The organism is Pseudomonas sp. P2S-1, assembly GCF_057197725.1.
In genome coordinates this window covers 2,483,729-2,508,572 of record NZ_CM170068.1, presented here as the reverse complement: position 1 = coordinate 2,508,572, position 24,844 = coordinate 2,483,729, and the positions used below count along the sequence as shown (strand labels likewise).

Below are 24,844 nucleotides of genomic sequence, written 5' to 3'. Positions count from 1 at the left end.
GCTGGAGAGGATGCATATCAGAACTGAATGATCTGACAAAGAATAGATATTTTTCTGAATGGCTGCCGTTCGGCATCATGGCGATCTTCCCAATCCCCGCAGGACGTTTCCCGCAATGACCACGCCTTCCGCCCTGGCCGCCGCCGCGCTGCAATTCCCCACGCCGTTCTGGACCTACGATGCTGCGGTGATCCGCGAGCGCATCGCGCGGCTGGACTGCTTCGACGTGGTCCGCTTCGCCCAGAAGGCCTGCTCCAACCTGCATATCCTGCGCCTGATGCGCGAGCACGGCGTGCGCGTCGATGCGGTGTCCCTCGGTGAACTGGAGCGCGCCCTGCTGGCCGGCTACAGCCCGGAAGGCGATCCGGCCGGCGTGGTCCTGACCTGCGACCTGCTGGACAAGCCGACCCTGGCCCGCGTGGTCGAGCTCAAGGTCGAGGTCAACTGCGGCTCCATCGACATGCTGCGCCAACTGGGTGAACACTCCCCGGGCCATCGCGTCTGGCTGCGCATCAACCCGGGCTTTGGCTACGGCCACAGCCGCAAGACCAACACCGGCGGCGAGAACAGCAAGCACGGCATCTGGCATGACGAAGTCGGCGATGCCCTGGCGGTGATCCGTCAGTACGGCCTGCACCTTGTGGGCATCCACATGCATATCGGTTCGGGTGTGGACTACGGCCACCTGGCTCAGGTCGGCGGGGCGATGGTCGCCACCATCAAATCGCTGGACCACGATATCGAGGCGTTTTCCATTGGTGGTGGTCTGTCCACGCCGTACCGCGAAGGCGACGTGGCGGTGGATGTGCAGCGCTACGCCAGCACCTGGCAGCAGGCCCGGGAAGAGATCGAGGCGTTCCTTGCCCACCCGGTGCGCATGGAGATCGAGCCGGGGCGTTTCCTGGTGGCCGAGTCGGGTCGCCTGGTGACTGAAGTGCGTGCGGTCAAGCGTGCGGGCAGCCGTCAGTTCGTGCTGGTGGATGCCGGTTTCAACGACCTGATGCGTCCGGCCATGTACGGCGCCTATCACCATATGAGCGTGCTCGACGCGGCGGACCGTGCCGAAGTGGAATGCGTGGTGGGCGGGCCGCTGTGCGAGTCCGGCGATGTTTTCACCCAGGACGACCAGGGCCTGGTCCCGCGCTTGCTGCCGCAGCCGCAGGTCGGTGATCTGCTGGTGATGCATGACACCGGGGCCTATGGCGCATCGATGTCGTCGAACTACAACAGCCGGCCGCTGCTGGCCGAGGTATTGCTGGACGGGGCCGAGGTGAGGCTGATCCGTCGGGCGCAGCCGCTGGCTGATCTGCTGGCGCTGGAGCAGGGGCTGTAATTCAGGATCTTCATTGCTGCTGATGGCCTCATCGCTGGCAAGCCAGCTCCCACAGGTTCACCTCTGCCCTTGAGACCGGTGCAATCCCTGTGGGAGCTGGCTTGCCAGCGATAGGGCCATCAGCAGCACCACAAGGTCAGGATCAGAACTCGAACTCCTGAGCCATCACCACCCGACAAAACGCCCCCGCCAACGTCCCGTTGTGATGCGCCACGATCGCCTGCGCGCTCAACCCCGGCGTATCCGAACAGCTGTGCCCATCCGCCACCAGCACCGCCGGAAATCCCAGGTCCCCCGCCGCACGACAGGTGCTGTCCACGCAGTACTGCGTCTTCATGCCTGCAATCACCACGCCCGTAGCGCCACAGTCCCTGAGCATTTCCACCAACCCGGTGCCGACGAACGCATTCGGCCGGCGCTTCTCGAACACCTGCTCGCTGCCGTCCAGGCGCAGCTCGGGGATCAACCGGGTCAGCGCACTGTCCGGCGCCAACGGCGAGCCTTCCGGCCCCACATGCCGGGCCAGAAACACCGGCGCACCAGCGGCATGGGCCTTGTCCAGCAGGCTATTGACCACTTCGATCATCGCCTCGCCGCGCCACGGTTTATCCGGGCCATGAACCAGGCCGACCTGCAGATCAAGAATCAAGAGTGCATCCATGGGTATCGCTCCTTGTGATAAGCCAGCGATACCGGAACCCCAACGAAAAAGGCCCCGTCCATCGCTGGCGGGGCCTTTCGGGTCTGGCTGTCAGCAGCTCAGGAACACCCGTGCACCCCGCCGTTGGCGGTGGTGGTCGTGGTGGTGGCCGAGGTGCTGTGGAAAAGGTTCATGAGGCCGACAGTAGCGTTGATGGCGGGTTGATTGCAACCCTCACAGCAGTGCCAGCGCCCGGCTCACCACCATCCCGGCCAAGCCCAGGAGGCAGGCGAGGGCGATGGCATAGGCGAGGGTTCGCCACGGTTGCCATTGCCGCAGGTAGCACAGGGTATGGGCGATGCGCGCGGCCGTGAATACGCAGAATAGCGCCAGGCTGGCGCCGGCGGCAGTGTCCAGCGCCACGCACAGGCCGCCGAGCACGAAGAACAGCGGGATATTTTCCAGATCGTTGGCCCAGGCCCTGGCTGCCCGCGTGACCTGGGGCAACTCCTCGGCGCTCGCCTGGCGACCGACGAAGCGGGCGTCTTCGGCATTCTGGAAGGTCAGGCGACTGATGCGGTAGTAGCCCTGATAGCAGGAGATGCCCAGCATCTTCAGGAACAGGATCACGACACACAAGGCATACACGGACAGCAGGGCGCTCATAGTCATTCCTTTGCAAGCGATGGCGGTGACGCAGGCTAGCAGGTGGCCAGGCGGGGTACCTGATATTTCTGTCAGGTGTGGGAAATGTCTGCCGGTCATAGACTGGCACTGCGCAGTTCGGCGACTTCGCCGATGAAGGCCGGCTATGCCGCTGCCACGTGCCGATCTTCTTCGAACCCCGCAGGAACGAAGCATCCCAACGATTGCAGCGTTATCAGGAGAGGACATCATGGATGTCAGAATTCTTGCCCAGTTGCACGGTGTCAAAGCGCAAAGCGTGGTGGATCATCAGGAAGTCGAAGGTGCGGACATCCTGCGTATCGACCTGAAAAACGAACCTGAACTGCGCCGTGCAATCGAAACGCGCGCGCGCGACCAGGATATTTTCGACACGGACCGGACGGTGGATGGCACGGCAGTGCGGTTCACGCCTGATCACCTTCTCAAGGCGCGGCAGCTCAATTTCGTCGATCCCGGTTTGCCCGGTGAGCCGCGTATCCCGGGCTGGCGCCTGGTAGCCGAAGTCTATGGGCCACGTGCCCTTCATGGTGCGGTCGTCGAACGTCTTGGGTTCTATACGTTCGACCGGCACAGTGGCAGCACGACCTATGATTTTTCCCAGCCCAACGAGCACCTCACCCGGCCTTGGGCGAGATACAGCCTGGGGTATCTGGACGAAGGTGACAAACTGGTGATGCTGGGGGTCAACCCCAGCAAGGGCAATATCGAGGTCAACCATATCGACACCGGCGAGAATGCCCAGGAGCTGAGCGGCACATTCGCCCGGGTGCAGTTCGACATGCCCAATCTCCATGAGCACTTCCCGCAAGCGCCTGACCGCGGATTCCTGGTGTACCTGCCGTCCGGTTTCTATCGGTTGAACGGCACCTGGTAACGGCGCAGCGACCTGATATTTCTGTCAGGTGTGCAGGGAAGGCCATCGCCATGGACTGGCCTTGCGCATTTCGGCGACCTCGCCAATGAAGGCCGGGCGTGCCGCTGCCACGTGCCGGTCTTCTTCGAACCCCGCCGGGACGAAGCGTTATGCAAATGCCAGCGCACTCGAGGCCAACGGTAGTCCGGATGGGGTATTGTCCGGGCTACAGTCTGGCGAGGAGCGGCTCAGGGCTGCGGCGTTGGTTGCTGCGCTGGGTCGATACGAGCCAGTTGCACGGCCAGGACGTGGGGGGTGAGCTTGGTGCTCTCGTCGTACATCCTGTTCTGAATGGCGCCGACCACCTGGATGGCAGATTGAATCGAGCTCTCGCTGATTTCCGCAAAGTTTGGCATCGAACCCAGCTTTGGCGAGTTGATCCCTATCTTGGTGATTTCCATGGTGCCGGTCAGGTTGCCGGCCTTGGCCGCGAAGCCGATGGCAATGAGGCTTCCAAGGTCGAGGTTGGCCTTCTTGGTAGTGATCGACGCTTTGATCCGGATCCCGACTCCCACCAGGCAGGGCAGGTTTCCATTGTCGGTGAGCTCGTCTCGGTACTTGGAGTAATCGAAGATCACCGTGTAGTTACCGGCATTGCCGGAAAACTTCGCTCCCATGTAGCCGACGCCCACTTCGTGGTCGGTCTTCAGGATCGATACAAAGTTCTTTTCCAGCGGCAGCAGGTCATTGATTTCCTGGTTGTTCAGTTCCGCCCAGTATTGCCGCTTGATCCCGTTGCCCGTTTGCCTTTCTACCCAGTCCGAGTTGCCCGGATGCACCGAAACGAACTCGTTCGTGGTGGGTGTCAGCTGATGATTGTCGACGTTTTTGTAGGGCACGGCACAGCCCGCCAGCGCACTGCACATGGCCAGGCTTGCCGACAGGGCTTTAAGTGTTGTTGTCATGCGCGTACTTCCTTCCTGGAACTTGATGGGTGGCAGAATGATGGCCGGTTGCCGGGAGGAGCATAGATGATCCCGTGTGGGCCGGATGAGGGTATGGTCCAGGCCAGGGAAGAAAATGTCAGTGCGCAAATATTTTGTGTATCTGTCTGGTCATGAACGGCTTCCCCGCCGGTTGACCTGTACATTGCGTTCACCCATCGCCGCCGCCTCGGGTCATGGCGCGCGAAGCTCGCCGTTGCGCAGATCCTCTCGACATGGAGCCGCGGCACCAGGGCCATGCGCGGGATCAGCTAACGCATGGCCGGGCGGGGTACCTGGTATTTCTGTCAGGTGTGGGAAACCTCTGCCGGTCATAGACTGGCCTCGCGCAGTTCGGCGACCTCGCCGATGAACACCGCACGTGTCGCTGCCGCGCGCGGTTTTCTTCGAACCCCGTCGGGACGAAGCATCCTGTTCATTGCAGCGCTACGAGGAGACGACATCATGGATGTCAAACAACTTGCTTTGCAGGCGGGCCTGAGACCGGAGAGCGTGGTGGAACACAAGCACGTCAAGGGCGCGGATATCTTCCGTATCGATCTGAGCAAGGCGCCTGAGCTGCGTCGTGCTGCGCAGCGGCGTTCCGCTGGCGGTATCCAGTTGCCCGATGACGATATCTTCACGACCGGGTTCCTGCTCGATGGGGTGGAGCGCAATCCCGAGTTTGTCGCTCAACATATGGAGAAGGAGCGCAACTACAACTTTTCTGGCCCGGACCACAGACCACGCCCCGCCTGGTTCTTGAGAGCGGAAAATTACTCGCCCAACAGCCTGTATGGCGCGCTCGTGGAATTCGTCGGTTTCTGGGTCTTCGATGAACACAGCGGCTCCACTTCCCACGACCTCTCCTTGCCGAACGAAGGGCTTACCCGGCCCTGGATGCGTTATGGCCTGGGCTATTTGCCGAACCCTGACGTCGACATGTATTACATCTCGGTCGCGCCGACTTCGGGCTTCATGGAAGTTCACCATGACGCGGCCGGCGAGAACCGCATGGAACTGAGTGGTACGTTCGGCCAGGTGCATTTCACCATGCCCAACTGCCGCGATGTGTTCCCGCAGGCGCCGGACCGTGAGTTCACCGTGGAGCTGGGTGGCCATTACCAGCTTGTCGGCACCTGGTAACGCTGCGTGGCTGGCAGCCAGGCCCTGGGGGCTGGCCGCCGGCTTTGCAGGCGCATCGCACTCTTCAGGAGGCACCCCCATGAATCCCGATTTTCTCGCCAGGCAATCCGGCGTCAGCGTACACAGCGTGATCGATTACCAGCACTTGGGCAGGACGCACATCCTGCGTATCGACCGGGACAAGGAGGCCAGGCGGCGTCAGGCGCTCAAGGCGCGCGCCGAGGCGGGATCTTGTGAGGCCATCTTCACCAGCGGTCCGGGTGAGGTTCATCCGGACGGCTGGCCTTTCTCGATTTCCCCGAACAGCCATTCCCGGAATACCTCCAGCGCCACCGGCGCTTCTCCCGGCCGGCTGACCAGCACATAGCGTTCGCTCAGTTGTGCCACTTCCGGCCAGGGTGCACGCAGCCGATCCTGCGCCAGATCCTCCTCGACATACAGGCGCGGCACCAGCGCCATGCCCATGCCGGCACGGGCGGCGTCGATCAGCAGGGAGAAACGGTCATAACGTGGGCCGCTTTCATGCTGGGGAAGCGCGATGCCGCTGTGCCGTGCATAGGCTGCCCATTGTTCGCCATCCTCGTGCTTGTGCAGCAACGGCAGCTCAGCGGGCTCACGCTCGGCCAGACCCGGATGGCACACCGCAAGCAGCGGCGCCTGGAACAACGCCTGCACCTGCATCCCGCTCCAGGCCGGGTGCTCGATATTGATCGCCGCATGCAGCCCGCTGTCGGCCAGGTTGAACGGCTCGGTGCGTTCACGAAGATTGATCCGCACCTGCGGGTGGCGCTGGTGAAAATCGGCCATGCGCGGAATCAGCCAGCGGCTGGCCAGGGTCGGGATCACGCCGATTTCCAGCGGCGCATCGACCCGGGCATCGGCCTGCAACTGGCGGGTGCGGCGTTCGATCAGCTCCAGCGCCTCGCGCATCTCGGCGGCGTAGCGTGCACCCAGGTCGGACAGTTCGACGCGATTACCGACCCTGTGGAAAAGACGTACGCCGACCTGGTCTTCCAGCTTGGCGATCTGTCGGCTGATGGCGCCTTCGGTGAGGGACAGTTCCTGCGCGGCGCGGGCAAAACTCTGATGGCGGGCAGCGGCTTCGAGCGCGAGCAGGGCGGTGGTACCGGGGAGACGTCGTGTCACGGGAGATGCAGTCCTTGCAAGGGGGCGACAGGATGACGCATGGGCAAGCTGCCTTGCAAAAAATTCGGTAACGATTTCGTCGTCGGGATCACTAGCATTCCTCATCCAACAACAACGGAGCCATGAGGGCTATGAGGACGATCGATCGGGTATTGCTGGGCGCCGGGCTGCTGGTGCCGTTCTGGCTGTTTTTCGGGGTGCTGATCACGGCCAGCCAGTTCCCGGGGTACAGCCATGTGGAGTTGGCCATGAGTCAGTTGGGCGCGGTGGGGGCGCCGACCCATGAGCTTTCGCCCTGGGTGAACAACCTGCCGCTGGGGCTGTTGTTCGTGTTGTGCGGGGTGGGCTTGTTCCGGCGTTTCGAAGGATCGCGGCTGGCCTGGCTCGGCGCGCTGCTGGTGATGGTGCATGGGCTGGCCAGCATGAGTGCCGGGTATTTCCCCTGCGACCAGGGCTGTGTGCCGGCGGAGCCCTCGTTCTCCCAACGCATGCACAACCTGTCGGGGCTGGTGATGTTCCTCACCCTGACCCTGGCCAGCACGCTGTGGATCTTCCTGGGCAAACGCCTGCTCGGCTCGGTGGCCTTTTCCCGGTTCTCGCTGCTGTGCACGGTGCTGGCGCTGGTCACCGTCGGCTTGATGGCCGGGGCGATGGAAAACGGACATGGCTTTGGCCTGTACCAACGCCTCAACTACGGAACTGCGGTGATCTGGCTGGCCGTACTGGCGTGGATGAGCCAGCGCTGAGGTGAGGGCTGGCAAAGACGATGGGCTACGTGACATCATGTAATAACATTACGTTATTTCAGTGAGTACCGACTGCGCATGTCTGCCCCGCCTTCCACCCGTCTTCACTCGATCGATGCCCTGCGTGGCTTGGTCATTCTCTTCATGTTGCTGGATCACGTCCGCGAGACTTTTTACCTGCATATGCAGGTCAGCGATCCCATGGACGTGGGCCAGACTGATCCGACGCTGTTCTTCAGCCGCACCCTGGCGCACCTGTGTGCGCCGGTGTTCATTCTGCTGACCGGTCTTTCCGCATTTCTCTATGGCGAGAAGCAGCAGGGCAAGGCGGCGGTGTCGGGCTTCCTGTTCAAGCGTGGTTTGTTCCTGGTGGTGCTGGAATTCACCCTGGTCAACTTCGCCTGGACCTTCCAGTTGCCGCCGAGCGTGATCTATCTCCAGGTGATCTGGGCCATCGGCCTGAGCATGCTGGCCTTGAGTGCGCTGATCTGGCTGCCGCGGGCGGTGCTGATCGGGCTGGGTGTGGTGCTGGTGACGGGGCATAACCTGCTGGATGGCGTGCACTTCCCGGTGGAGTCGGCGATGCACGTGCCGTGGGCGGTGCTGCATGACCGGGGCTGGATCGAGGTGTCCGAGGGGCTGCGTTTGCGCACGTCTTATCCGTTGCTGCCGTGGATCGGGGTCATTGCACTTGGGTATGCGATGGGGCCGTGGTTTGCCCGGGGCAGCGAGGCGCTGGTGCGGAGTCGGCGGTTGTTGCTGGCGGCGGGTTCGGCGTTGGGGGTGTTCTTCGTGCTGCGCTTGCTCAATGGGTATGGCGAGAAACCGTGGGCAGGTGGCGAGACCGCGGTGCAGACGGTCATGAGCTTTTTCAATATCACCAAGTATCCGCCTTCGCTGCTGTTCCTGGCGTTGACCCTGGGAATCGGGCTGTTGCTGCTGGTGGCGTTCGAGCGGCGGAACGAGGGCAGGGTGGTCCGTTGGCTGGCGGTGTTCGGGGCGGCGCCGATGTTCTTCTACCTGCTGCACCTGTATGTGTTGAAGGTGCTGTATGTGCTGGCGGTGCGGCTGTTCGGGACCAATCATGGGCAGTATTTCGGGTTTGATTCGATGGCCGCGGTGTGGGCCGGGGCGGTGGTGCTGGCGCTGGCGTTGTATCTGCCGGTGCGCTGGTTTGCCCGGTTGAAGGCGCGGCGGCGGGATATTGCCTGGTTGAAGTACTTGTAGGCTGACAACACGGACCCTGTGGGAGCTGGCTTGCCAGCGATTGCAATAGTGAATTCACCATCGCTATCGCTGGCAAGCCAGCTCCCACAGGGTTAGCGGTGCTCGTGAGGTCTGTAAAGGTGTCGCATATAGCTACGAAATTCCCGCTATGTCCGACTTTTCTGTAGGCAATTTCCCAATCATACTTCCGCGCCTCGTTTGACGTTGCACTCCTGGAAATGGCTGCCTAGTCTTCGCCGGTCGCTGCGGTTTGGCGATCAGGTTTGGTCACCTGTCGACTTTTTTGGAGTCGCTCATCTTCAACGTTGAGCGCGTTGGCTGCTGTCATGGCGGCTGTGCGCGGAGCACCCTCGGGTGCGCCGGATAATGCTCCTGAAGTCCCGGTTGACCAATCCGCGTACAGTCGCCACCCAATCGTTTGGTCACGTTATGGATGGCGATTCTCTCAGACTTCCGGAGTGCCACCATGATCAAACCCGTACCCGATCCACCCCGCACCGCCCACACTCACTTCGCCACCTGCAACGGCACCCATCCGCCGCTGTTCAGCGTCTGCGAAGGCGCCAGCATGGAAGATGTCCTCGTGCACCTGACCATGTCTCTGTCCTCGGCCTACGAAACCAACTATCAGGTCTGCGAATCGGCGAGCAAGCCGATGCAGAGCCTTGCCTGGGCGACCCAGCATTCGCTGGAGATCTGTCAGGCGTTGGTGGAGTCGTTGCTTAAGACGGCAGAGGGGAAGCAGAGAAAAGAATGATCCTTCCGAGGCCATCTCATATTGATGGCCTTCTCTGATCTGTAATCGTATCTCTAGAAAACGCTGTGCCGGAGGTGGCTCATGCCCATTACGACTTCCACACAAGAACCTTCGGCAGTTCTGAAGGCAGACAGCTATTGGAGCCAGTTCTGGGAGGCTGGGGTCATAAGCCTGGAAGAAGCGGAAAGACGAGCGCTGGGGTCACTGCGTTTAAGAGATGCATACTGCTCCGATCCCTTGTATGCGAGGAAAGCTGCGCGTGATCCTTTCTTCTGGAGCAAGTTCTATGCGACTCGTGTCAATTGGTAGACCGCAGCGAACTGATGAAGGCTTAGCGGCGGGGACTGACGACGCGGACCCTGTGGGAGCTGGCTTGCCAGCGATAGCGATGGTGAATTCACTACCGCAATCGCTGGCAAGCCAGCTCCCACAGGGTCCGCGGTGCTCGTGAGGCTTGTAAAGGTGTCGCATCATATAGCTACGAAATTCCCGCTGTGTCCGACTTTTCTGTAGGCGATTTCCCAATCATACTTCCGCGCCTCGTTTGACGTTGCACTCCTGGAAATGGCTGCCTAGTCTTCGCCGGTCGCTGCGGTTTGGCGATCAGGTTTGGTCACCTGCTCATTTTTGGAACGCTCGTCTTGACGGACGCTTGCGTCGGCTGCTGCTGTCATGGCGGCTGTGCGCGGAGCACCTTCGGGTGCGCCGGAGTGTGTTCCAGAATGCCGGTTGACCAATCCGCGTACAGTCGTCACCCAATCGTTTGGTCACGTCCTGGGTGATGGTTTCCGTCACTTTTCTGGAACGCCAACATGAACAAACCGGTACCCGACCCACCCCGCACCGCCCACACCCACTTCGCCACCTGCAACGGCACCCATCCGCCGCTGTTCAGCGTCTGCGAAGGCGCGAGCATGGAAGATGTCCTCGTGCACCTGACCATGTCCCTGTCCTCGGCTTATGAAACCAACTACCAGGTCTGCGAATCGGCGAGCAAGCCGATGCAGAGCCTGGCCTGGGCGACCCAGCATTCGCTGGAGATCTGTCAGGCGTTGGTGGAGTCGCTGATGAAAGCGGGTCAGAAGTCCATCTGTTGAGTTGAGCGCTGAACGTAAGGCTGCCGGGTCTGCACGGCAGTCTTTCCAAGCAACTTCAAAAAAGTCCTACAAATCCGTCAGAAACGTCTGATTTATCCAGTCTCTCCGAACCTTCACGGTTGCAGCCTCCCAACCGACACGCACCGCTGTCCTTTCATCTCGAAGACAAGGCCGGGGCTCACAAGCAAGGAGCAATGCCATGGATATCAGCACCTCACGTTGTACCAATGAAGTTTCGCCTGTGTTGTCCGTCACCCAGGAGCTGTCCTGCTTCGAGAAGGACGTTTGAATCATGGCCCGCTCAATACTCTTCGGCCTGGGTCAAGGTCTCCATGGTGACCAGACTACTACGGGCGCGGTCTGCTTCAGCAGCTTGCCCAACATGGCGCAGGATGGACGCGGTGTCCTGCGGCTGGGCGACAAGACCACGCGATGTCCTCGATGTGGTGAAGTCGGCACCATCGCTGAAGGCCTGGATGCCTTCAAATGGATGGGGCAGCCTACAGCAGTAGACGGGGCGCGTATTCAGTGTGGTTGCCCAGCAGGCAGCAATCGACTCATAGCGAAGGATGGAATGCCTACGCGGGTAGCAGAGCCGGCTACCGGGGCGGCAGCTAGCTCAAGCCCGGCTCAGCCACAACCCTATTCTCAACCTGCTGCTGCCACGCGGGCTGCTCCGCCAGTGCCTGCTGCTCGGTCTTCGACACCAACTGAAGACAACGAACTGGCCGAGCCCGGCTTCTACATCGTTCCGAAATCCATTGGTCGCCGCTCACTGGAAGCCGAACTGTTCGGGGGGGGGCCTTCTCCCGAGGTGATGCGCAAGTTCAACGCAATGAACGGCAGTCTTGGTCAGGACATCGTCAAGGCTGGGCAGTTGGTTGTGCTCAGCGATCCCCGCAACTACATGTGCATGCAGCAAGAGGCGCATTTGATGGAGGCGGCGGAGGAGGTGGCTGAGGCGCTGAAGGACCTGTCGCCGGAAGATGCTGATTTCATGATCAAGTATCAAGGGCAGATCTCTTCTTTCCTGGCGGATACCTCGCTCTGGGCGGGTGTCAGTGCTGCGGTGATGGAGCGGTATTTCAAGGAGCTCCAAGAAAATATGGAGGCGTTCCAGAAGCTCCATCAAGATAGCTACCGTCGAGATGGGCACTTGGGTAGCAAGCGGTTTATAGAGGAACGTCGACGACTCATCAGTGAACTTGACGCTAAGCTATTAAATTCGCGATGGCTTCGCAGTAAAACCTCTTTGGGTGATCATCCGAAACTCAAGAAAGCGTTGAAGGTTTCCACCAGAAGCCTGGTGCATCACTGGAACAAGGCCGGTGGGCCGGGGCCGATTCCTGGTTACGCAAAGCATATCCAAGGTATGAGCAATGCAACCAAGTACATGAAGACCGGTGGGTACATTGCAATCGCGATTGGTGGGGCGGCATCTGGGCCTATTATTTATGAGGCTTGCACTAGTGGTTCGGATGAAGAGTGCCAGAAGGCCTGGATGGTGGAGGGTGGAAAGTTCACTGGGGCGACAGCTTCCGGACTGGCTGCCGGTGCCTTGGGCGGATTCGCCGGGAAAAAGGTATGTGCGTTGTTGGGAATCCACAGGGTTGGTGGTTTTTTGTGTTCCGCAATAGGAGTCGGCAGTGGAGCAGCGCTTGGAACCATCCACGGGGAAAACGCAGGTGGGGCATTGGGGGAAGTCATATATGACGCCTTTCTCTATGATTGATATCGACACCTGGCCGATCAAGGTGACAGCTACGGTTTTAGGTGGCGCCTTTTTGGCAGCTTGGTCTTTCCTGCTGGGAAGCATTTACATTACCAGGAAGTACCTTGGGCGGCTATTGGGGGCGTTTTCGAGAAGTCCAGAAGTTGGAGAGTGGGGGGCGAGATATAGTCGAGGTCTAGTCAATCGTCTGGCGTTGATGGCGATCTTGGCTGACTTTGTCCTGTTCTCACGCTTTTATATCAAGAAGGGTGAGGTTTTTGCTCAGGATATTCATGAGTTTCCTAATGAGTTGAAGTGCATACTTTTAATATACAGTATTTTTATGTGCTTCTCGGGAGTTATTCTAGCGACCATATGTGTGTTGGTGGCGATTAGAAGTGGTACCTCGGCAATGTAGTAGTTGCCGATCATGACAATCCGCCATAGGACTCGCGTCGCATTGTAATTGCTGGTTTTGGAACAGTGGCAGCCGCCCGGATCACCTGGCGGCATTTCTCGTAGAGCTTGCTCCGAACGACAGCATTTTAAAAATCAGAAATCCAATTTTTCAGCGCTGCTGCGCGACTCAGAAATGGTGTGGTTGCGGTGCAGGCTGGAGAGGCTGGTGATGAGCTTAATCTATACGGTTGATTGGTATGTCTGGTCATCCATACTAATGTTTATCTCTATTTTAGGGGTGCCGGTTACCTTCGCGGTTTCGTTTTCCTATAGGGTGTACATAACAAGAAAGTATCTGGACGAAATGATGATGGAGATAAAAAGCAGTCCTGATCTGAGCTCTACGATGAAAGTGTATGCTTCATTGGGGTTTTTCAAGAAAATGCTCATTCCAGGACTTCTGCATGGTGCAGTATCAGAGCCTAGGTTTCTTTCGATCGGGTTTATTTCGAATGGTGATGTTAAGTCATTTCCGAGGCACTTTAGACGCATCCTGTCCAGGGACAGCATTTTTCAGAAGGTTAGTATTTTCTGGTTTCTGATCGTTGTGCTGCTTTCGTATCTTTATCTAAATGGCTAGCGTCAGATCTATACCACGCGGCTCCTGTGTGAGCATCGCACGTTAGACACTGAAATAAAAAAGGCCGCTGGATCCCTCCAGCGGCCTTTCTCATCCAGCCAGCGCCCAATCAAAACGCCAACTTATACCCAATCAACAACAACATCCCCGCCAGACATGGCCGCAGCACCGAGTCCGAAATCTTCCCGGTCAGATGGCTGCCGATATAGATCCCCGGCAGCGAGCCCAGCAGCAGATACCCCAGCAGCGACCAGTCCATATTGCCCATGCTCGCATGCCCCAACCCGGCGACCAGGGTCAGCGGCACGGCGTGGGCGATCTCGGTGCCGACCAGGCGGCGGGTGACCAGGTACGGATAGAGCAGGAACAACGCCACGGTGCCCAGTGCGCCAGCGCCGATGGAAGTGAGCGAAACCATCACCCCCAGCACCACACCAGTGATCACGGTCAGGATGTTGAGGCTGCGCCCGCTCAGGTGATAGCGATCACCGGCATGCTTGCTGGCGAAGGCCTGGAGCCTGGATTTGAACAGGATCGCCAGCGCCGTGAGGATCAGCACCACCGCCAGGCCCTGCTTGATGACGGCGTTCAGCGCCGCCGTGTCGGTGTGCAGGGTGCTGAGGAACCACAGGGTCGCCGCTGCCGCCGGGACGCTGCCCAGGGCCAGCCAGCCGGTGATGGCCCAGTCGATATTCTTCTGCTTGCCATGGACCCAGACGCCACTGGCCTTGGTGATGGCCGCGTAGAGCAGGTCGGTGCCGACCGCCGTGGCCGGGTTGATGCCGAACCAGAGCAGGATCGGGGTCATCAGCGAACCGCCGCCGACGCCGGTCATGCCGACGATGAAACCTACTACCAGACCTGCAATGGTGAAACCAAACGAACCTACATCCATACGCTACCTGACACGCTCTTGATCGACGGGGCCGGCGCAGCATAACGGATGTTTTTATGCCCAAATATATTTGTATCGAATTAGCTTATAACCGATATCGATTCGGTCTATGCACTGAAGCTGGCCTGGATATGTGTAAGGTGCATTTTTGTTGACTTTGAGGGCCTCATCGCTGGCAAGCCAGCTCCCACAGGTATCGCGTGCACCGCTGGACCTGTGGGAGCTGGCTTGCCAGCGATGAGGCCCTGAAGAACACCGCGAATCCCAGGCTTTTTACGCAATCTTTATGCCCCAAGCCCTACACCTGTCTCGCCCCTTTACGCCCCTAAGCCAGAGAATTTTCCTACGCGGCACCCGCCGCCGAACGGAGATTTCTCATGAGCATTCTGGACGGGGTGTCACTGCTGCTGGCAGTGGCGTTGTTGGTGTACCTGATGGCCGCGCTGCTGCGCGCCGATCGCGGCTAGGGAGCGGCCATGCACAGTTACGATTACGCATTGCTCCTGGCCTTCTTCGCCCTGGTGCTGCTGCCGGCACCCTGGCTCGGGCGCTTCTACTACAAGGTGATGGAAGGCCAGCGCACCTGGCTGAGCCCGGTGCTCGGGCCGGTCGAGCGCGGTTGCTACCGCATCGCCGGCGTCGACAGCCAACAGGAACAGAACTGGAAGCAGTACGCCCTGGCCCTGCTGGTGTTCAACCTCGCTGGTTTCCTGTTCCTGTTCGCCGTGCTGCGCCTGCAGGCCTACCTGCCGCTGAACCCGCAACAGTTGCCCGGCCAGGAATGGTCGCTGGCGTTCAACACCGCCATCAGCTTCATGACCAACACCAACTGGCAGTCCTATAGCGGCGAGGCCTCCCTCAGCTACCTGAGCCAGATGATCGGCCTGACCGTGCAGAACTTCGTCAGCGCCGCCACCGGCCTGGCCGTGCTGGTCGCACTGTGCCGTGGCATCGCCCGCCGTAGTGCCGGCACCCTGGGCAATTTCTGGGTCGACATGACCCGCGCCACCCTCTACGGCCTGCTGCCGCTGTGCCTGGTGCTGGCGCTGATCCTGGTGTGGCAGGGCGTGCCGCAGACCTTTACCGACTACGTCCATGCCGTGACCCTGCAAGGCGCCGACCAGGTCATCCCTCTCGGCCCGGCCGCCAGCCAGATTGCGATCAAGCAACTGGGCACCAACGGCGGCGGCTTTTTCGGGGTGAACTCGGCCCATCCGTTCGAGAACCCGACGGCCTGGTCGAACCTGTTCGAAGTGGTGTCGATCATCCTGATCCCGGTGGCCCTGGTCTTCACCTTCGGCCATTACGTCAAGGACATGCGCCAGAGCCGGGCGATCATCGCCGGCATGCTCGCCCTGTTCCTGGTCGGCGGCGCCACCGCGCTGTGGGCCGAGCACCAGCCCAACCCGGCGCTGAGCAATCCGCAGGTGGAACGGAGCGCGCCGCTGGAAGGCAAGGAAAGCCGCTTCGGCACCACCGGCAGCGTGCTCTGGACGGTGACCACCACAGCCGCCTCCAACGGCTCGGTCAACGCCATGCACGACAGCCTCAACCCGCTCACCGGGATGGTCGCGCTGGTCAACATGATGGTCGGCGAGGTGATCTTCGGCGGCGTCGGTGCCGGGCTCTACGGCATGCTCCTGAACGTATTGATCGCGGTGTTCCTCGCCGGCCTGATGATCGGCCGCACCCCGGAATACCTCGGCAAGAAGCTCCAGGCGCGGGAGGTGCAACTGCTGGTGGCGACCCTGCTGGTGATGCCGGTCGGCGTGCTGATCCTCGGCGCCCTGGCCACCGCCTTGCCGGGCCCGGCGGCGAGCATCAGCAACCCCGGCCCCCACGGTTTCAGCCAGTTGCTCTACGCCTACACCTCGGCGGCGGCGAACAACGGCTCGGCCTTCGCCGGCCTGGGCGCCAACACCACCTTCCATAACCTGATGATCGGCCTCGGCATGTTGATCGGGCGCTTCGGCTACATCCTCCCGGTGCTCGCCCTGGCCGGCAGCCTGGCGCTGAAGAAGACCGCACCGGTAGGGCAAGCCAGCTTCCCGACCCACGGCCCGCTGTTCGTCACCCTGCTGGTGGTCACCATCCTGCTGGTTGGCGGCCTGACCTTCCTCCCGGCCCTGGCCCTTGGCCCGGTCGCCGAACACCTGAGCCTGGCCCTGCAAGGAGTCACCCCATGAACATGCCGATTCGCGATGTGAAAACGGCACCAACCACCCGCGCGCAAACCTCGTTCGCCGCCCTGTGGCGGCCAGCGCTGGTGCAAGCCTTCGTCAAGCTCGACCCGCGTCAGCTCAAGCGCGCCCCGGTAATGCTGGTGGTGGAACTGACGGCGATCTTCACCACGCTGCTGTGCCTGCTGCCCGATGAGCAGGTGCCCACCGCTGTGGCGGTGCAGATCGCCCTGTGGCTGTGGTTCACCGTGCTCTTCGCCAACTTCGCCGAGGCCCTGGCCGAGGGCCGTGGCAAGGCCCGCGCCGACAGCCTCAAGGCCGGTAACCAGGGCCTGACCGCACGGCGTCGCACTGCCGCCGGCAGCTTCGAAGTGGTCGCCGCCACCGCGCTGCGCAAGGGCGATGTGGTACGGGTCGAGGCCGGCGAAATGATCCCCGGCGACGGCGAGGTGATCGAAGGCATCGCCGCGGTCAACGAGGCGGCGATTACCGGTGAATCCGCGCCGGTGATCCGCGAGTCCGGCGGCGATCGCTCGGCGGTCACCGGCAGCACGCGGCTGGTGTCGGACTGGCTGCTGGTGCGCATCAGCACCAACCCCGGCGAGTCGACCCTGGACCGCATGATCGCCCTGGTGGAGGGCGCCAAACGGCAGAAAACCCCCAACGAGATTGCCCTGGATATCCTGCTGATCGGCCTGACCCTGATCTTCCTGATCGTGGTCGTGACCCTGCAGCCGTTCGCCCACTTTGCTGGTGGCGCGATCCCCACGGTGTTCCTCGTCGCGCTGCTGGTGACCCTGATCCCCACCACCATCGGCGGCCTGCTCTCGGCCATTGGCATCGCCGGCATGGACCGCCTGGTGCGCCTCAATGTGATCGCCCGTTCCGGCCGCGCCGTGGAAGCGGCCGGTGATGTGCACGTGCTGATGCTCGACAAGACCGGCACCATCACCTTCGGCAACCGCCGTTGCAGCGCAGTATTCGCCGCGCCAGGCGTGACCGCTAGGGAACTGGGGGAGGGCGCCTTGCTGGCGTCGCTGGCCGACGACACCGCCGAAGGCAAGTCCATCGTCGAGTTCCTGCGCCAGTTGCATGACTTCGTCGAACCGGTTGCCGGGCAGTTCGAGCCGGTGGCCTTCAGCGCCGAGACCCGCCTTTCGGGTGTCGACTTCGGCCCCCGTCGCTACCGCAAGGGCGCGGTGGATTCGGTGCTGGCCTTCGTTGGCATGCAGCGCCTCGACCTGCCGCCGGCCCTGGCCCGGGAAGTGGACAAGATCGCCCAGAGTGGCGGCACCCCGCTGCTGGTCTGCGTCGACAAGCGCCTGCTTGGCGTGATCCACCTCAAGGACGTGGTCAAGCCCGGGATCCGCGAGCGTTTCGCCGAGCTGCGCAAGCTGGGCATCCGCACCGTGATGGTCACCGGCGACAACCCGCTGACCGCCGCCGCCATCGCCGCCGAAGCCGGCGTGGATGATGTGCTCGCCGAAGCCACCCCGGAGAAGAAACTGGCGCGCATCCGCCAGGAGCAGGACGAAGGCCGCCTGGTCGCCATGTGCGGCGACGGCGCCAACGACGCCCCGGCCCTGGCCCAGGCCGATGTCGGCATGGCCATGAACGACGGCACCCAGGCGGCCCGCGAGGCGGCCAACATGGTCGATCTCGACAGCGATCCGACCAAGCTGCTGGACGTGGTCCAGGTCGGCAAGGAACTGCTGGTGACCCGTGGCGCCCTGACCACCTTCTCCATCGCCAACGACGTGGCCAAGTACTTCGCCATCCTGCCGGCGCTGTTCGCGGCGATCTATCCGCAGCTCGGCGTGCTCAACCTGATGCAACTGGCCAGCCCGCAGAGCGCCATCGTCTCGGCGATCGTGTTCAACGCACTGATCATCGTCGTGCTGATTCCCCTGGCCCTGCGCGGGGTGCGGGTCAAGGCGGCCAGCGCTGCCCACCTGCTGCGGCGCAACCTGCTGATCTACGGCCTGGGCGGCCTGCTGGTGCCCTTCGCCGGGATCAAGCTGATCGACCTGCTGCTCAACGCCCTGCAACTGGTGTGAATTCGAGGACATGAACATGACCACCCATTTTCGTCCGGCCCTGAGCCTGCTGTTGCTGATGACCCTGGTGACCGGCGTGGTCTACCCGCTGGCGGTCACCGGCATCGCCCAGGTGGCCTTCCCCGATCAGGCCAATGGCAGCCTGCTGCGCGATGACCAGGGCCAGGTGCGCGGTTCGCGCCTGCTGGCCCAGCCGTTCAGCGGCGAGGCCTGGTTCCAGGCGCGGCCCTCGGCAGCGGACTACGCCACCGTGTCCAGCGGCGCAAGCAACCTGGCACCGAGCAACCCGGCCCTGGCCAAGCGTATCGGCGACAGCGCCGGTACGCTGTTCAGCCCAGCCCAGGGCCCGGTGCCCCAGGCGCTGCTGACCACCTCCGGCAGCGGGCTCGACCCCCATCTGCCGCCAGCGGCCGTGGCCTATCAACTGCCTCGGGTAGCCGCAGCCCGACAAATCCCGCAACAGACGTTGCAAGGACTGGTGGAGCAAGCCACCCTGCAACCTCTGGTCGGCCCGCCGGTGGTGAATATCCTCGCCCTCAACGCCGCCCTCGACCACCTTGCGCCACTGCCGAAATAAGGACCTGACCCGACCATGAGTGATTCCCAGCGCGCCGATGCGTTGTTGGCCGAGCTGCCGCGCCAGGGGCGCGGCCGGCTCAAGGTGTTTCTCGGCGCGGCGCCGGGGGTGGGCAAGACCTACGCCATGCTCCAGGCCGCCCACACCCGCCTGCGCCATGGCGTGCGGGTGCTGGCCGGGGTGGTGGAGACCCATGGGCGCAGCGAGACCGAGGCCTTGCTCGGCGGTATCCCGCAGCAGCCGTTGCTGCGCTCGGAATACCGTGGGGTGATGCTGGAGGAAATGGACCTCGACGGCCTGCTCAAGACCGCGCCGGAACTGGCGCTGGTGGACGAACTGGCCCACAGCAACGCCCCCGGCAGTCGCCATGCCAAGCGCTGGCAGGATGTTCAGGAACTGCTGGCGGCGGGCATCGATGTCTACACCACGGTCAACGTCCAGCATCTGGAAAGCCTCAACGATCATGTGCGTGGCATCACCGGCGTGCAGGTCCGCGAGACCCTGCCGGACTGGGTCTTGCAGGAAGCCTTCGAGCTGGTGCTGATCGACCTGCCGCCGCGGGAGCTGCTGGAGCGCCTGCGTGACGGCAAGGTCTATGTGCCGGAGCAGGCCCGGGCGGCCATCGATGCCTTCTTCACCCAGACCAATCTCACCGCCTTGCGCGAGCTGGCGATGCAGACGGCGGCGGCCCAGGTGGATGCCGATCTGGCCCACGGTTACCGCCGCCTCGGCCAGGACGCCCCGGCCTTGCGCGGGCGCTTGCTGGTCGGGGTGGATGGCGATGCCCAGGCCGAACGGCTGGTGCGGCATGCCAGCCGGGTCGCGCAGCGTCGTCATCTGCCGTGGAGCCTGGTGCATGTGGACAACGGCAAGCTGCGCGACGAAACCGCCCGCCAGCGCCTGCAGGCAGCCCAGCAACTGGCCGAGCGGCTCGGTGGCGAAGTGGTGGTGCTGCGGGCCGGGGAAGTGGCGCGCACGCTGATCCAGCATGCTGCCGAGCGCCGGGCCAGTCTGGTGCTGGTCGGGCAATCGCGGGATCGCCTGCGCCGTCGCGTGTTCGGCGCCGGGGTTGCCACGCGCTTGCTGCGCGAAGCCCACGGTCTGGAAATCAACGTGCTCGACCGCGACGGGCAGCCGGAGCCGGCCCGTGCCGTGCGCAGCGGCGAGTGGGTCTGGCGGCATTACGCCCTGGCCCTGGCCGCCACCTTGCTGGCCACCGGGCTGGCCTCGGCGGTGGCGCAGGTGATGGACCTGCCGAATATCTCCCTGGTGTTCCTCGCCGCCGTATTGCTGGTGGCGGTACGCAGCAGCATCGGGCCGGCGCTGGCCTGTGCGGTGCTGTCGTTCCTGGCTTATGACTTCCTCTTCATCCCGCCGAACTTCTCCCTGGCCATCCAGCGCGAGGAAGACGTGCTGACGTCGCTGTTCTTCCTGCTGATGGCGGTGCTCACCGGCAATCTCGCCGCGCGCCAGCGCCGCCAGTTGAAGGTGCTGCGCGAAACCCAGGAGCAGACCGGGCAACTGCTCGAACTGACCCGCCGGCTCACCGCCGCCACCGACCGCCAGGCGGTGTTCAGCGCTGCCGGCCAGCATCTGGAAAACTGGCCGGACGTGCAGGCGTGCCTGCTGGAGCGTGATAGCGAAGGGCGCCTGCAGGTGGCCTTCGGCGGCGAGCTGCAATTTAGCGACAACGAGCGCGCCGCCGCCGAGTGGGCCTGGCAGCATGAACAGGAAGCCGGGCAGGGCAGCGACACCCTGCCCAACGGGCGCTGGTGGTGGTGGCCGTTGTCGGTGGATGAAGGTCCGCTGGCCTTGCTCGGTGTACGCGCCCGTGATGACGAGCGTCTGCCGACCCAGCGCCGGCGTCTGCTCAAGTCCCTCAGCCAGCCGCTGGCCCAGGCCCTGGCCCGGGCGAAGCTGGCCGAACAACTGGAAGCGGCGCGCCTGCATGGCGAGACCGAACAGCTGCGCAGCGCCTTGCTCGCCTCGGTCTCCCATGACTTGCGCACGCCGCTGACCGCCATGCGCGGCAGCATCGACAGCCTGCTGGCCCTGGGCGATGCGATCCCCGCCGAGGACCGTCGCGAACTGCTCGAAGGCACCCGCGACGAAGCCGAGCGCCTCGACCGCTATATCCAGAACCTGCTGGACATGACCCGTCTCGGCCACGGCGGCCTCAAGCTGGCGCGGGACTGGGTGGCGCCGGCGGATATCGTCGGCAGCGCCCTGAACCGCCTGCGGGTGGTGCTGGCGCCCCTGCAACTGCACACCGAAGTACCGGCCGAATTGCCTCTGCTGTACGTGCATGCGGCGCTGATCGAGCAGGCGCTGATCAATGTGCTGGAGAACGCGGCGCGTTTCTCGCCGGTCCAGGGGCATCTGGAACTGCGCGTCACGGTCGAGGACGAGTTGCTGTGCTTCGCCGTGGCGGACGAGGGGCCGGGCATCGCCGAGGCGGACCGCGAGCGGATCTTCGACATGTTCTACACCGCTGCCCGGGGTGACCGGGGCGGGCAGGGCACCGGGCTCGGCCTGGCGATCTGTCGCGGCATGATCGGCGCCCATGGCGGGCATATCCGCGTCGAGGACGGCCTGGCTGGCCGCGGTACCTGCATCACACTATGCTTGCCGCTTCCGGCCCAACCCCCACTGGACAGCGAGACCCCATGAGCCAGACCGCGACCCTGCTGGTCATCGACGACGAACCGCAGATCCGCAAGTTCCTGCGTATCAGCCTGGTGTCCCAGGGCTACAAGGTGCTGGAGGCGGGGACCGGCGCCGAGGGGCTGCGCCATGCCGCCTTGTCGCGGCCGGACCTCGTTGTACTCGACCTCGGCCTGCCGGATATGGACGGGCAGCAGGTGTTGCGCGAAATGCGTGAATGGAGTGCGGTGCCGGTGATGGTGTTGTCGGTACGCGCCAGCGAGGCGCAGAAGGTCCAGGCGCTGGATGGCGGGGCCAATGACTATGTGACCAAGCCGTTCGGCATCCAGGAATTTCTCGCCCGGGTGCGTGCGTTGCTGCGCCAGGTGCCGCAGGCCAGTGCGCCGGAAGCGGCCTTGAGCTTCGGGCCGTTGACCGTGGACCTGGCGTACCGGCGGGTGACCCTGGACGGCGAAGAGGTGGCGCTGACCCGCAAGGAGTATGCGCTGCTGGCACAGTTGGCCCGGCATCCGGGGCGGGTGATCACCCAGCAGCAGTTGCTCAAGGACATCTGGGGGCCGACCCATGTGGAGGACAGCCACTACCTGCGGATCGTGGTGGCGCATGTGCGGCAGAAGCTGGGGGATGATCCGACGGCGCCGCGGTTTATCGTCACTGAGCCGGGAGTGGGGTATCGGTTGATCGGGCAGGATTCGATGTGACCTTCAGGGCCCTATCGCTGGCAAGCCAGCTCCCACAGGGTCCGCGGTGCACGCGATACCTGTGGGAGCTGGCTTGCCAGCGATAGGGCCAGTACTGACAGCGGAAAATCCGGATCAGTCAGCGTTTTTCAGCCTCATAGTTATCCAGCGTATCCCGCGCAATCTCCCGCCCCAGCGCGATCAGCTCCGGCGCCTTGTAGAACTCGAAGAACCGGCACACCCGCTTCGGCACGTTGACCAGCACATCCGGCGGATAGCCGGCGATCTTGTACTGCGCCAACGACGTCTGCATCACCTCGAAGCTCTGGTTGATCAGGTCCAGCAACGACGCCGGCCCAACGTTATCGACGATGAACGACCCGGTCGCCGACTTCGGTGCCCCATCACTTTCCGGCGCCGCCGACGGCTGCTGGGCCTTGGGGCTGGCCGCGTCGGCCAGCCACGGGTTGGGCATCTGCGCCGCCTCCGCCGCCATTTCCTGCTCCAGCTCCTTTTCCAGCCCCAGCAACGCCTCCGCCTGCTTGCGCCGGAACGGCAGATGCGAGCCCAGCGAACTGATCAAACTGTCGAAACGCAACTTGAACGCCGCCGGCCGTTCGATCACCGGCAACACATACTGCTTCTGGTTGGTGGAGTTGAGGTTGACCGCGATGATCAGGTCGCAGTGGCTGGACACCACCGGGATGATCGGCAGCGGATTGAGAATCCCGCCGTCCACCAGCGTGCGATTGCCCTGGACCACCGGGGTGAACAGGCTGGGAATCGCCGCCGACGCGCGCATGGCCTGGTGCAGGCAGCCTTCCTGGAACCAGATTTCCTGCTGGTTGGTCAGGTCGGTTGCCACCGCCGTGTAGGGAATGCGCAACTGCTCGATATTCATCTCGCCGACAATCTTGCGGATCTGCCCGAAGACCTTGTCGCCACGGATCGCCCCCAGGCGAAAACTCACGTCGACCAGACGCAGCACATCCAGGTAGTCAAGGCTTTCGATCCAGTTGCGGTACTCCTCCAGCTTGCCGGCGGCGTAGATCCCGCCCACCACCGCACCCATGGAACAGCCGGCGATACAGGCGATCTCGTAGCCACGGCGCTCGATTTCCTCGATCACGCCGATATGCGCATACCCCCGGGCACCACCCGAGCCCAACACCAGTGCCACGCGCTTTTTCATGGTCCGATCCCCTGTCATATGACGTAACAATGCGCCTGTTCAGCGCTGCGCTTCAATCACTGGCAACGCTGGGCTACGCTGGTGATGGCACTTTTTGCCGGCGCTGCCGTCGAACAGGCCAACCTGATTGATTATTTCCCTCGAGGTAACACCCCATGAAAGCCTGGATAACCCTGCCCCTGATCGTTCTGGCCCTGGCTGGCTGCGCGGGCAAGACGGCCTATCGTGACAGTTGCGGCTCCCAGCTCGACGCCGCCTGGAAAGAGCTCGACCTGGCCAAGGCCGAAGGTTTCGCCGGCACCGTCAGCTATTCCAAGGCCCTGTCGCTGCTGACCGGCGCCAAGACCCAGCAGCAATTCGAAGCCTTCGAGGGGTGCTCGAAAAAAGCCGAGAAAGCCCGTTTCTACATTCGCGAGTCCCGCGCCGGACGCTAACCAGTCGTGAGGTTTTGGCATGTCGAAGATGTTCGATCACGTTGTCGCAGAGATTCTGGGACTGCAGGTGCGTCTGATGGCTTGCCAGGCGCGCCTGGCCGAGAACACCGACAGCGAGGCGCTGCATGACCTGCGCACCACGGTACGCCGGTTGCGCAGCCTGTTGCGGCCCCTGCGCGGCTTGCCCGGGGTGGATCACCTGGAAACCGCGGCCAAGGCCATCGGTGACCTGACCACGCCGCTGCGTGACCGCGAGGTGCTGGCCGAACAGCTCTTCGAACGTGACATGGGCGCGGCGGCGCAACGCCGCCTCGCCGGGGAGGGCGTGATCTTCGCCTCGGTGGCGTCCAGCACGCAGATGCACCGGCTGCTGACGGTGATCGACGCTTTTCCCAATTTCCTCCGCGCCATCGAACAGCAGGAACTGGTCCCGGACCTGGGCAAGCGCATCGAAAAGCGCCTGGACAAACAGTGGAAGAAAATCGTCGAGGCCATGCATGACCCGGCCCACGATCGACATCGCCTGCGCTTGTTGATCAAGCGCTCGCGCTACGGCGCCGAGGCCTATCCGAAGCTCAGCCGTATCGGCAAGTCGATGCGCGCCGAATTGAAGAACGCCCAGGACGATCTCGGCCATTGGCACGACCTCCTGCAATGGCTGACACAGGCCGAAAAACAGGCCGACCTGGCGACCCTGGTCCCGCAATGGCGCGAGGAGCTGGTGGCGGCCGAGCGCAAGGCGGACAAGACCCTGGCCCGTCTGCTCAAGCATATCGACGAGCGATAGGCCGCTTATTTGG

24 protein-coding genes are annotated in these 24,844 nt (G+C 62.7%); 18 read left to right on the top strand and 6 right to left on the bottom strand.

What is annotated here, in order from left to right:
- Positions 1 to 115: 115 nt before the first annotated feature.
- Positions 116 to 1,333, top strand: coding sequence for a diaminopimelate decarboxylase (lysA, locus tag AC2CQI_RS11035; protein ID WP_484580162.1), 1,218 nt, complete (start codon positions 116 to 118; stop codon positions 1,331 to 1,333).
- A 142-nt stretch (positions 1,334 to 1,475) separates the two neighbouring features.
- Here the strand turns inward: lysA and AC2CQI_RS11030 are convergent, their stop codons facing one another.
- Positions 1,476 to 1,994, bottom strand: coding sequence for a cysteine hydrolase family protein (locus AC2CQI_RS11030; protein WP_484580161.1), 519 nt, complete (start codon positions 1,992 to 1,994; stop codon positions 1,476 to 1,478).
- 213 nt (positions 1,995 to 2,207) lie between these two features.
- On the bottom strand, positions 2,208 to 2,639 hold the full coding sequence (locus tag AC2CQI_RS11025) for an MAPEG family protein (RefSeq protein WP_484580160.1): 432 nt from the start codon (positions 2,637 to 2,639) through the stop codon (positions 2,208 to 2,210).
- A 229-nt stretch (positions 2,640 to 2,868) separates the two neighbouring features.
- Between AC2CQI_RS11025 and AC2CQI_RS11020 the strand changes: the two genes are divergently transcribed.
- Positions 2,869 to 3,534 (top strand): hypothetical protein, encoded by a 666-nt coding sequence (locus tag AC2CQI_RS11020; protein ID WP_484580159.1) that lies wholly within the window; start codon positions 2,869 to 2,871, stop codon positions 3,532 to 3,534.
- A 227-nt stretch (positions 3,535 to 3,761) separates the two neighbouring features.
- On the opposite strand, the gene AC2CQI_RS11015 is transcribed toward AC2CQI_RS11020, so the two are convergent.
- Positions 3,762 to 4,478, bottom strand: coding sequence for a hypothetical protein (locus AC2CQI_RS11015; RefSeq protein WP_484580158.1), 717 nt, complete (start codon positions 4,476 to 4,478; stop codon positions 3,762 to 3,764).
- 387 nt (positions 4,479 to 4,865) lie between these two features.
- On the opposite strand from AC2CQI_RS11015, the gene AC2CQI_RS11010 reads away from it, so the two are divergent.
- Entirely contained in the window at positions 4,866 to 5,642 is a 777-nt protein-coding gene (locus AC2CQI_RS11010; protein WP_484580157.1) for a hypothetical protein, read from the top strand.
- A gap of 267 nt (positions 5,643 to 5,909) precedes the next feature.
- Here AC2CQI_RS11010 and AC2CQI_RS11005 read toward each other — a convergent pair whose 3' ends face one another.
- Positions 5,910 to 6,788 carry a LysR substrate-binding domain-containing protein gene (locus tag AC2CQI_RS11005; protein ID WP_484580156.1) on the bottom strand — a complete coding sequence of 293 codons (879 nt, stop codon included), beginning with the start codon at positions 6,786 to 6,788 and terminating at the stop codon, positions 5,910 to 5,912.
- Positions 6,789 to 6,919: 131 nt separating this feature from the next.
- Here AC2CQI_RS11005 and AC2CQI_RS11000 point away from each other — a divergent pair, with 131 nt between their 5' ends.
- The 7 genes from AC2CQI_RS11000 to AC2CQI_RS10970 all read left to right on the top strand — a co-directional run bounded on the left by AC2CQI_RS11000 (position 6,920) and on the right by AC2CQI_RS10970 (position 12,744).
- Positions 6,920 to 7,534, top strand: a complete 615-nt coding sequence (locus AC2CQI_RS11000) for a DUF998 domain-containing protein (protein WP_484580155.1) — start codon at positions 6,920 to 6,922, stop codon at positions 7,532 to 7,534.
- A gap of 78 nt (positions 7,535 to 7,612) precedes the next feature.
- Complete coding sequence (locus AC2CQI_RS10995; RefSeq protein WP_484580154.1) at positions 7,613 to 8,761, top strand: acetyltransferase domain-containing protein; 1,149 nt, start codon at positions 7,613 to 7,615, stop codon at positions 8,759 to 8,761.
- Between the two features lie 466 nt (positions 8,762 to 9,227).
- Entirely contained in the window at positions 9,228 to 9,518 is a 291-nt protein-coding gene (locus AC2CQI_RS10990) for a hypothetical protein (RefSeq protein ID WP_484580153.1), read from the top strand.
- Between the two features lie 65 nt (positions 9,519 to 9,583).
- A complete protein-coding gene (locus AC2CQI_RS10985) occupies positions 9,584 to 9,781 on the top strand; it encodes a hypothetical protein (RefSeq protein ID WP_484580152.1) in 198 nt (65 codons plus the stop codon).
- 549 nt (positions 9,782 to 10,330) lie between these two features.
- Complete coding sequence (locus tag AC2CQI_RS10980; RefSeq protein WP_484580151.1) at positions 10,331 to 10,615, top strand: hypothetical protein; 285 nt, start codon at positions 10,331 to 10,333, stop codon at positions 10,613 to 10,615.
- Positions 10,616 to 10,907: 292 nt separating this feature from the next.
- Complete coding sequence (locus AC2CQI_RS10975) at positions 10,908 to 12,347, top strand: PAAR domain-containing protein (RefSeq protein ID WP_484580150.1); 1,440 nt, start codon at positions 10,908 to 10,910, stop codon at positions 12,345 to 12,347.
- Positions 12,340 to 12,744 carry a hypothetical protein gene (locus AC2CQI_RS10970; RefSeq protein WP_484580149.1) on the top strand — a complete coding sequence of 135 codons (405 nt, stop codon included), beginning with the start codon at positions 12,340 to 12,342 and terminating at the stop codon, positions 12,742 to 12,744. The genes AC2CQI_RS10975 and AC2CQI_RS10970 overlap by 8 nt, the downstream gene beginning before the upstream one ends.
- Positions 12,745 to 13,474: 730 nt before the next feature.
- On the opposite strand, the gene AC2CQI_RS10965 is transcribed toward AC2CQI_RS10970, so the two are convergent.
- A complete protein-coding gene (locus AC2CQI_RS10965) occupies positions 13,475 to 14,260 on the bottom strand; it encodes a sulfite exporter TauE/SafE family protein (RefSeq protein WP_484580148.1) in 786 nt (261 codons plus the stop codon).
- Positions 14,261 to 14,637: 377 nt separating this feature from the next.
- Between AC2CQI_RS10965 and kdpF the strand changes: the two genes are divergently transcribed.
- From kdpF to AC2CQI_RS10935, 6 genes are read left to right on the top strand one after another with little or no spacing between them, the layout of a single operon-like run.
- Complete coding sequence (gene kdpF / locus AC2CQI_RS10960) at positions 14,638 to 14,727, top strand: K(+)-transporting ATPase subunit F (protein ID WP_075806771.1); 90 nt, start codon at positions 14,638 to 14,640, stop codon at positions 14,725 to 14,727.
- A 9-nt stretch (positions 14,728 to 14,736) separates the two neighbouring features.
- Entirely contained in the window at positions 14,737 to 16,446 is a 1,710-nt protein-coding gene (kdpA, locus tag AC2CQI_RS10955) for a potassium-transporting ATPase subunit KdpA (protein ID WP_484580147.1), read from the top strand.
- Positions 16,443 to 18,497 carry a potassium-transporting ATPase subunit KdpB gene (gene kdpB, locus AC2CQI_RS10950; protein ID WP_484580146.1) on the top strand — a complete coding sequence of 685 codons (2,055 nt, stop codon included), beginning with the start codon at positions 16,443 to 16,445 and terminating at the stop codon, positions 18,495 to 18,497. Before kdpA ends, kdpB begins: the two co-directional genes overlap by 4 nt.
- 16 nt (positions 18,498 to 18,513) lie before the next feature.
- A complete protein-coding gene (kdpC, locus tag AC2CQI_RS10945) occupies positions 18,514 to 19,074 on the top strand; it encodes a potassium-transporting ATPase subunit KdpC (RefSeq protein ID WP_484580145.1) in 561 nt (186 codons plus the stop codon).
- Positions 19,075 to 19,089: 15 nt separating this feature from the next.
- A complete protein-coding gene (locus tag AC2CQI_RS10940; protein WP_484580144.1) occupies positions 19,090 to 21,744 on the top strand; it encodes a DUF4118 domain-containing protein in 2,655 nt (884 codons plus the stop codon).
- The gene (locus tag AC2CQI_RS10935; RefSeq protein ID WP_075806776.1) at positions 21,741 to 22,439 is read left to right on the top strand and encodes a response regulator; all 699 of its coding nucleotides are present in this window, start codon (positions 21,741 to 21,743) and stop codon (positions 22,437 to 22,439) included. The genes AC2CQI_RS10940 and AC2CQI_RS10935 overlap by 4 nt, the downstream gene beginning before the upstream one ends.
- A 118-nt stretch (positions 22,440 to 22,557) precedes the next feature.
- Here AC2CQI_RS10935 and AC2CQI_RS10930 read toward each other — a convergent pair whose 3' ends face one another.
- Positions 22,558 to 23,610 carry a patatin-like phospholipase family protein gene (locus tag AC2CQI_RS10930; RefSeq protein ID WP_075806777.1) on the bottom strand — a complete coding sequence of 351 codons (1,053 nt, stop codon included), beginning with the start codon at positions 23,608 to 23,610 and terminating at the stop codon, positions 22,558 to 22,560.
- Positions 23,611 to 23,765: 155 nt separating this feature from the next.
- Between AC2CQI_RS10930 and AC2CQI_RS10925 the strand changes: the two genes are divergently transcribed.
- Both AC2CQI_RS10925 and AC2CQI_RS10920 read left to right on the top strand, forming a co-directional pair.
- On the top strand, positions 23,766 to 24,044 hold the full coding sequence (locus tag AC2CQI_RS10925) for a hypothetical protein (protein ID WP_075806778.1): 279 nt from the start codon (positions 23,766 to 23,768) through the stop codon (positions 24,042 to 24,044).
- A 19-nt stretch (positions 24,045 to 24,063) separates the two neighbouring features.
- Positions 24,064 to 24,831 (top strand): CHAD domain-containing protein, encoded by a 768-nt coding sequence (locus tag AC2CQI_RS10920; protein WP_484580143.1) that lies wholly within the window; start codon positions 24,064 to 24,066, stop codon positions 24,829 to 24,831.
- Positions 24,832 to 24,844 lie beyond the last annotated feature (13 nt).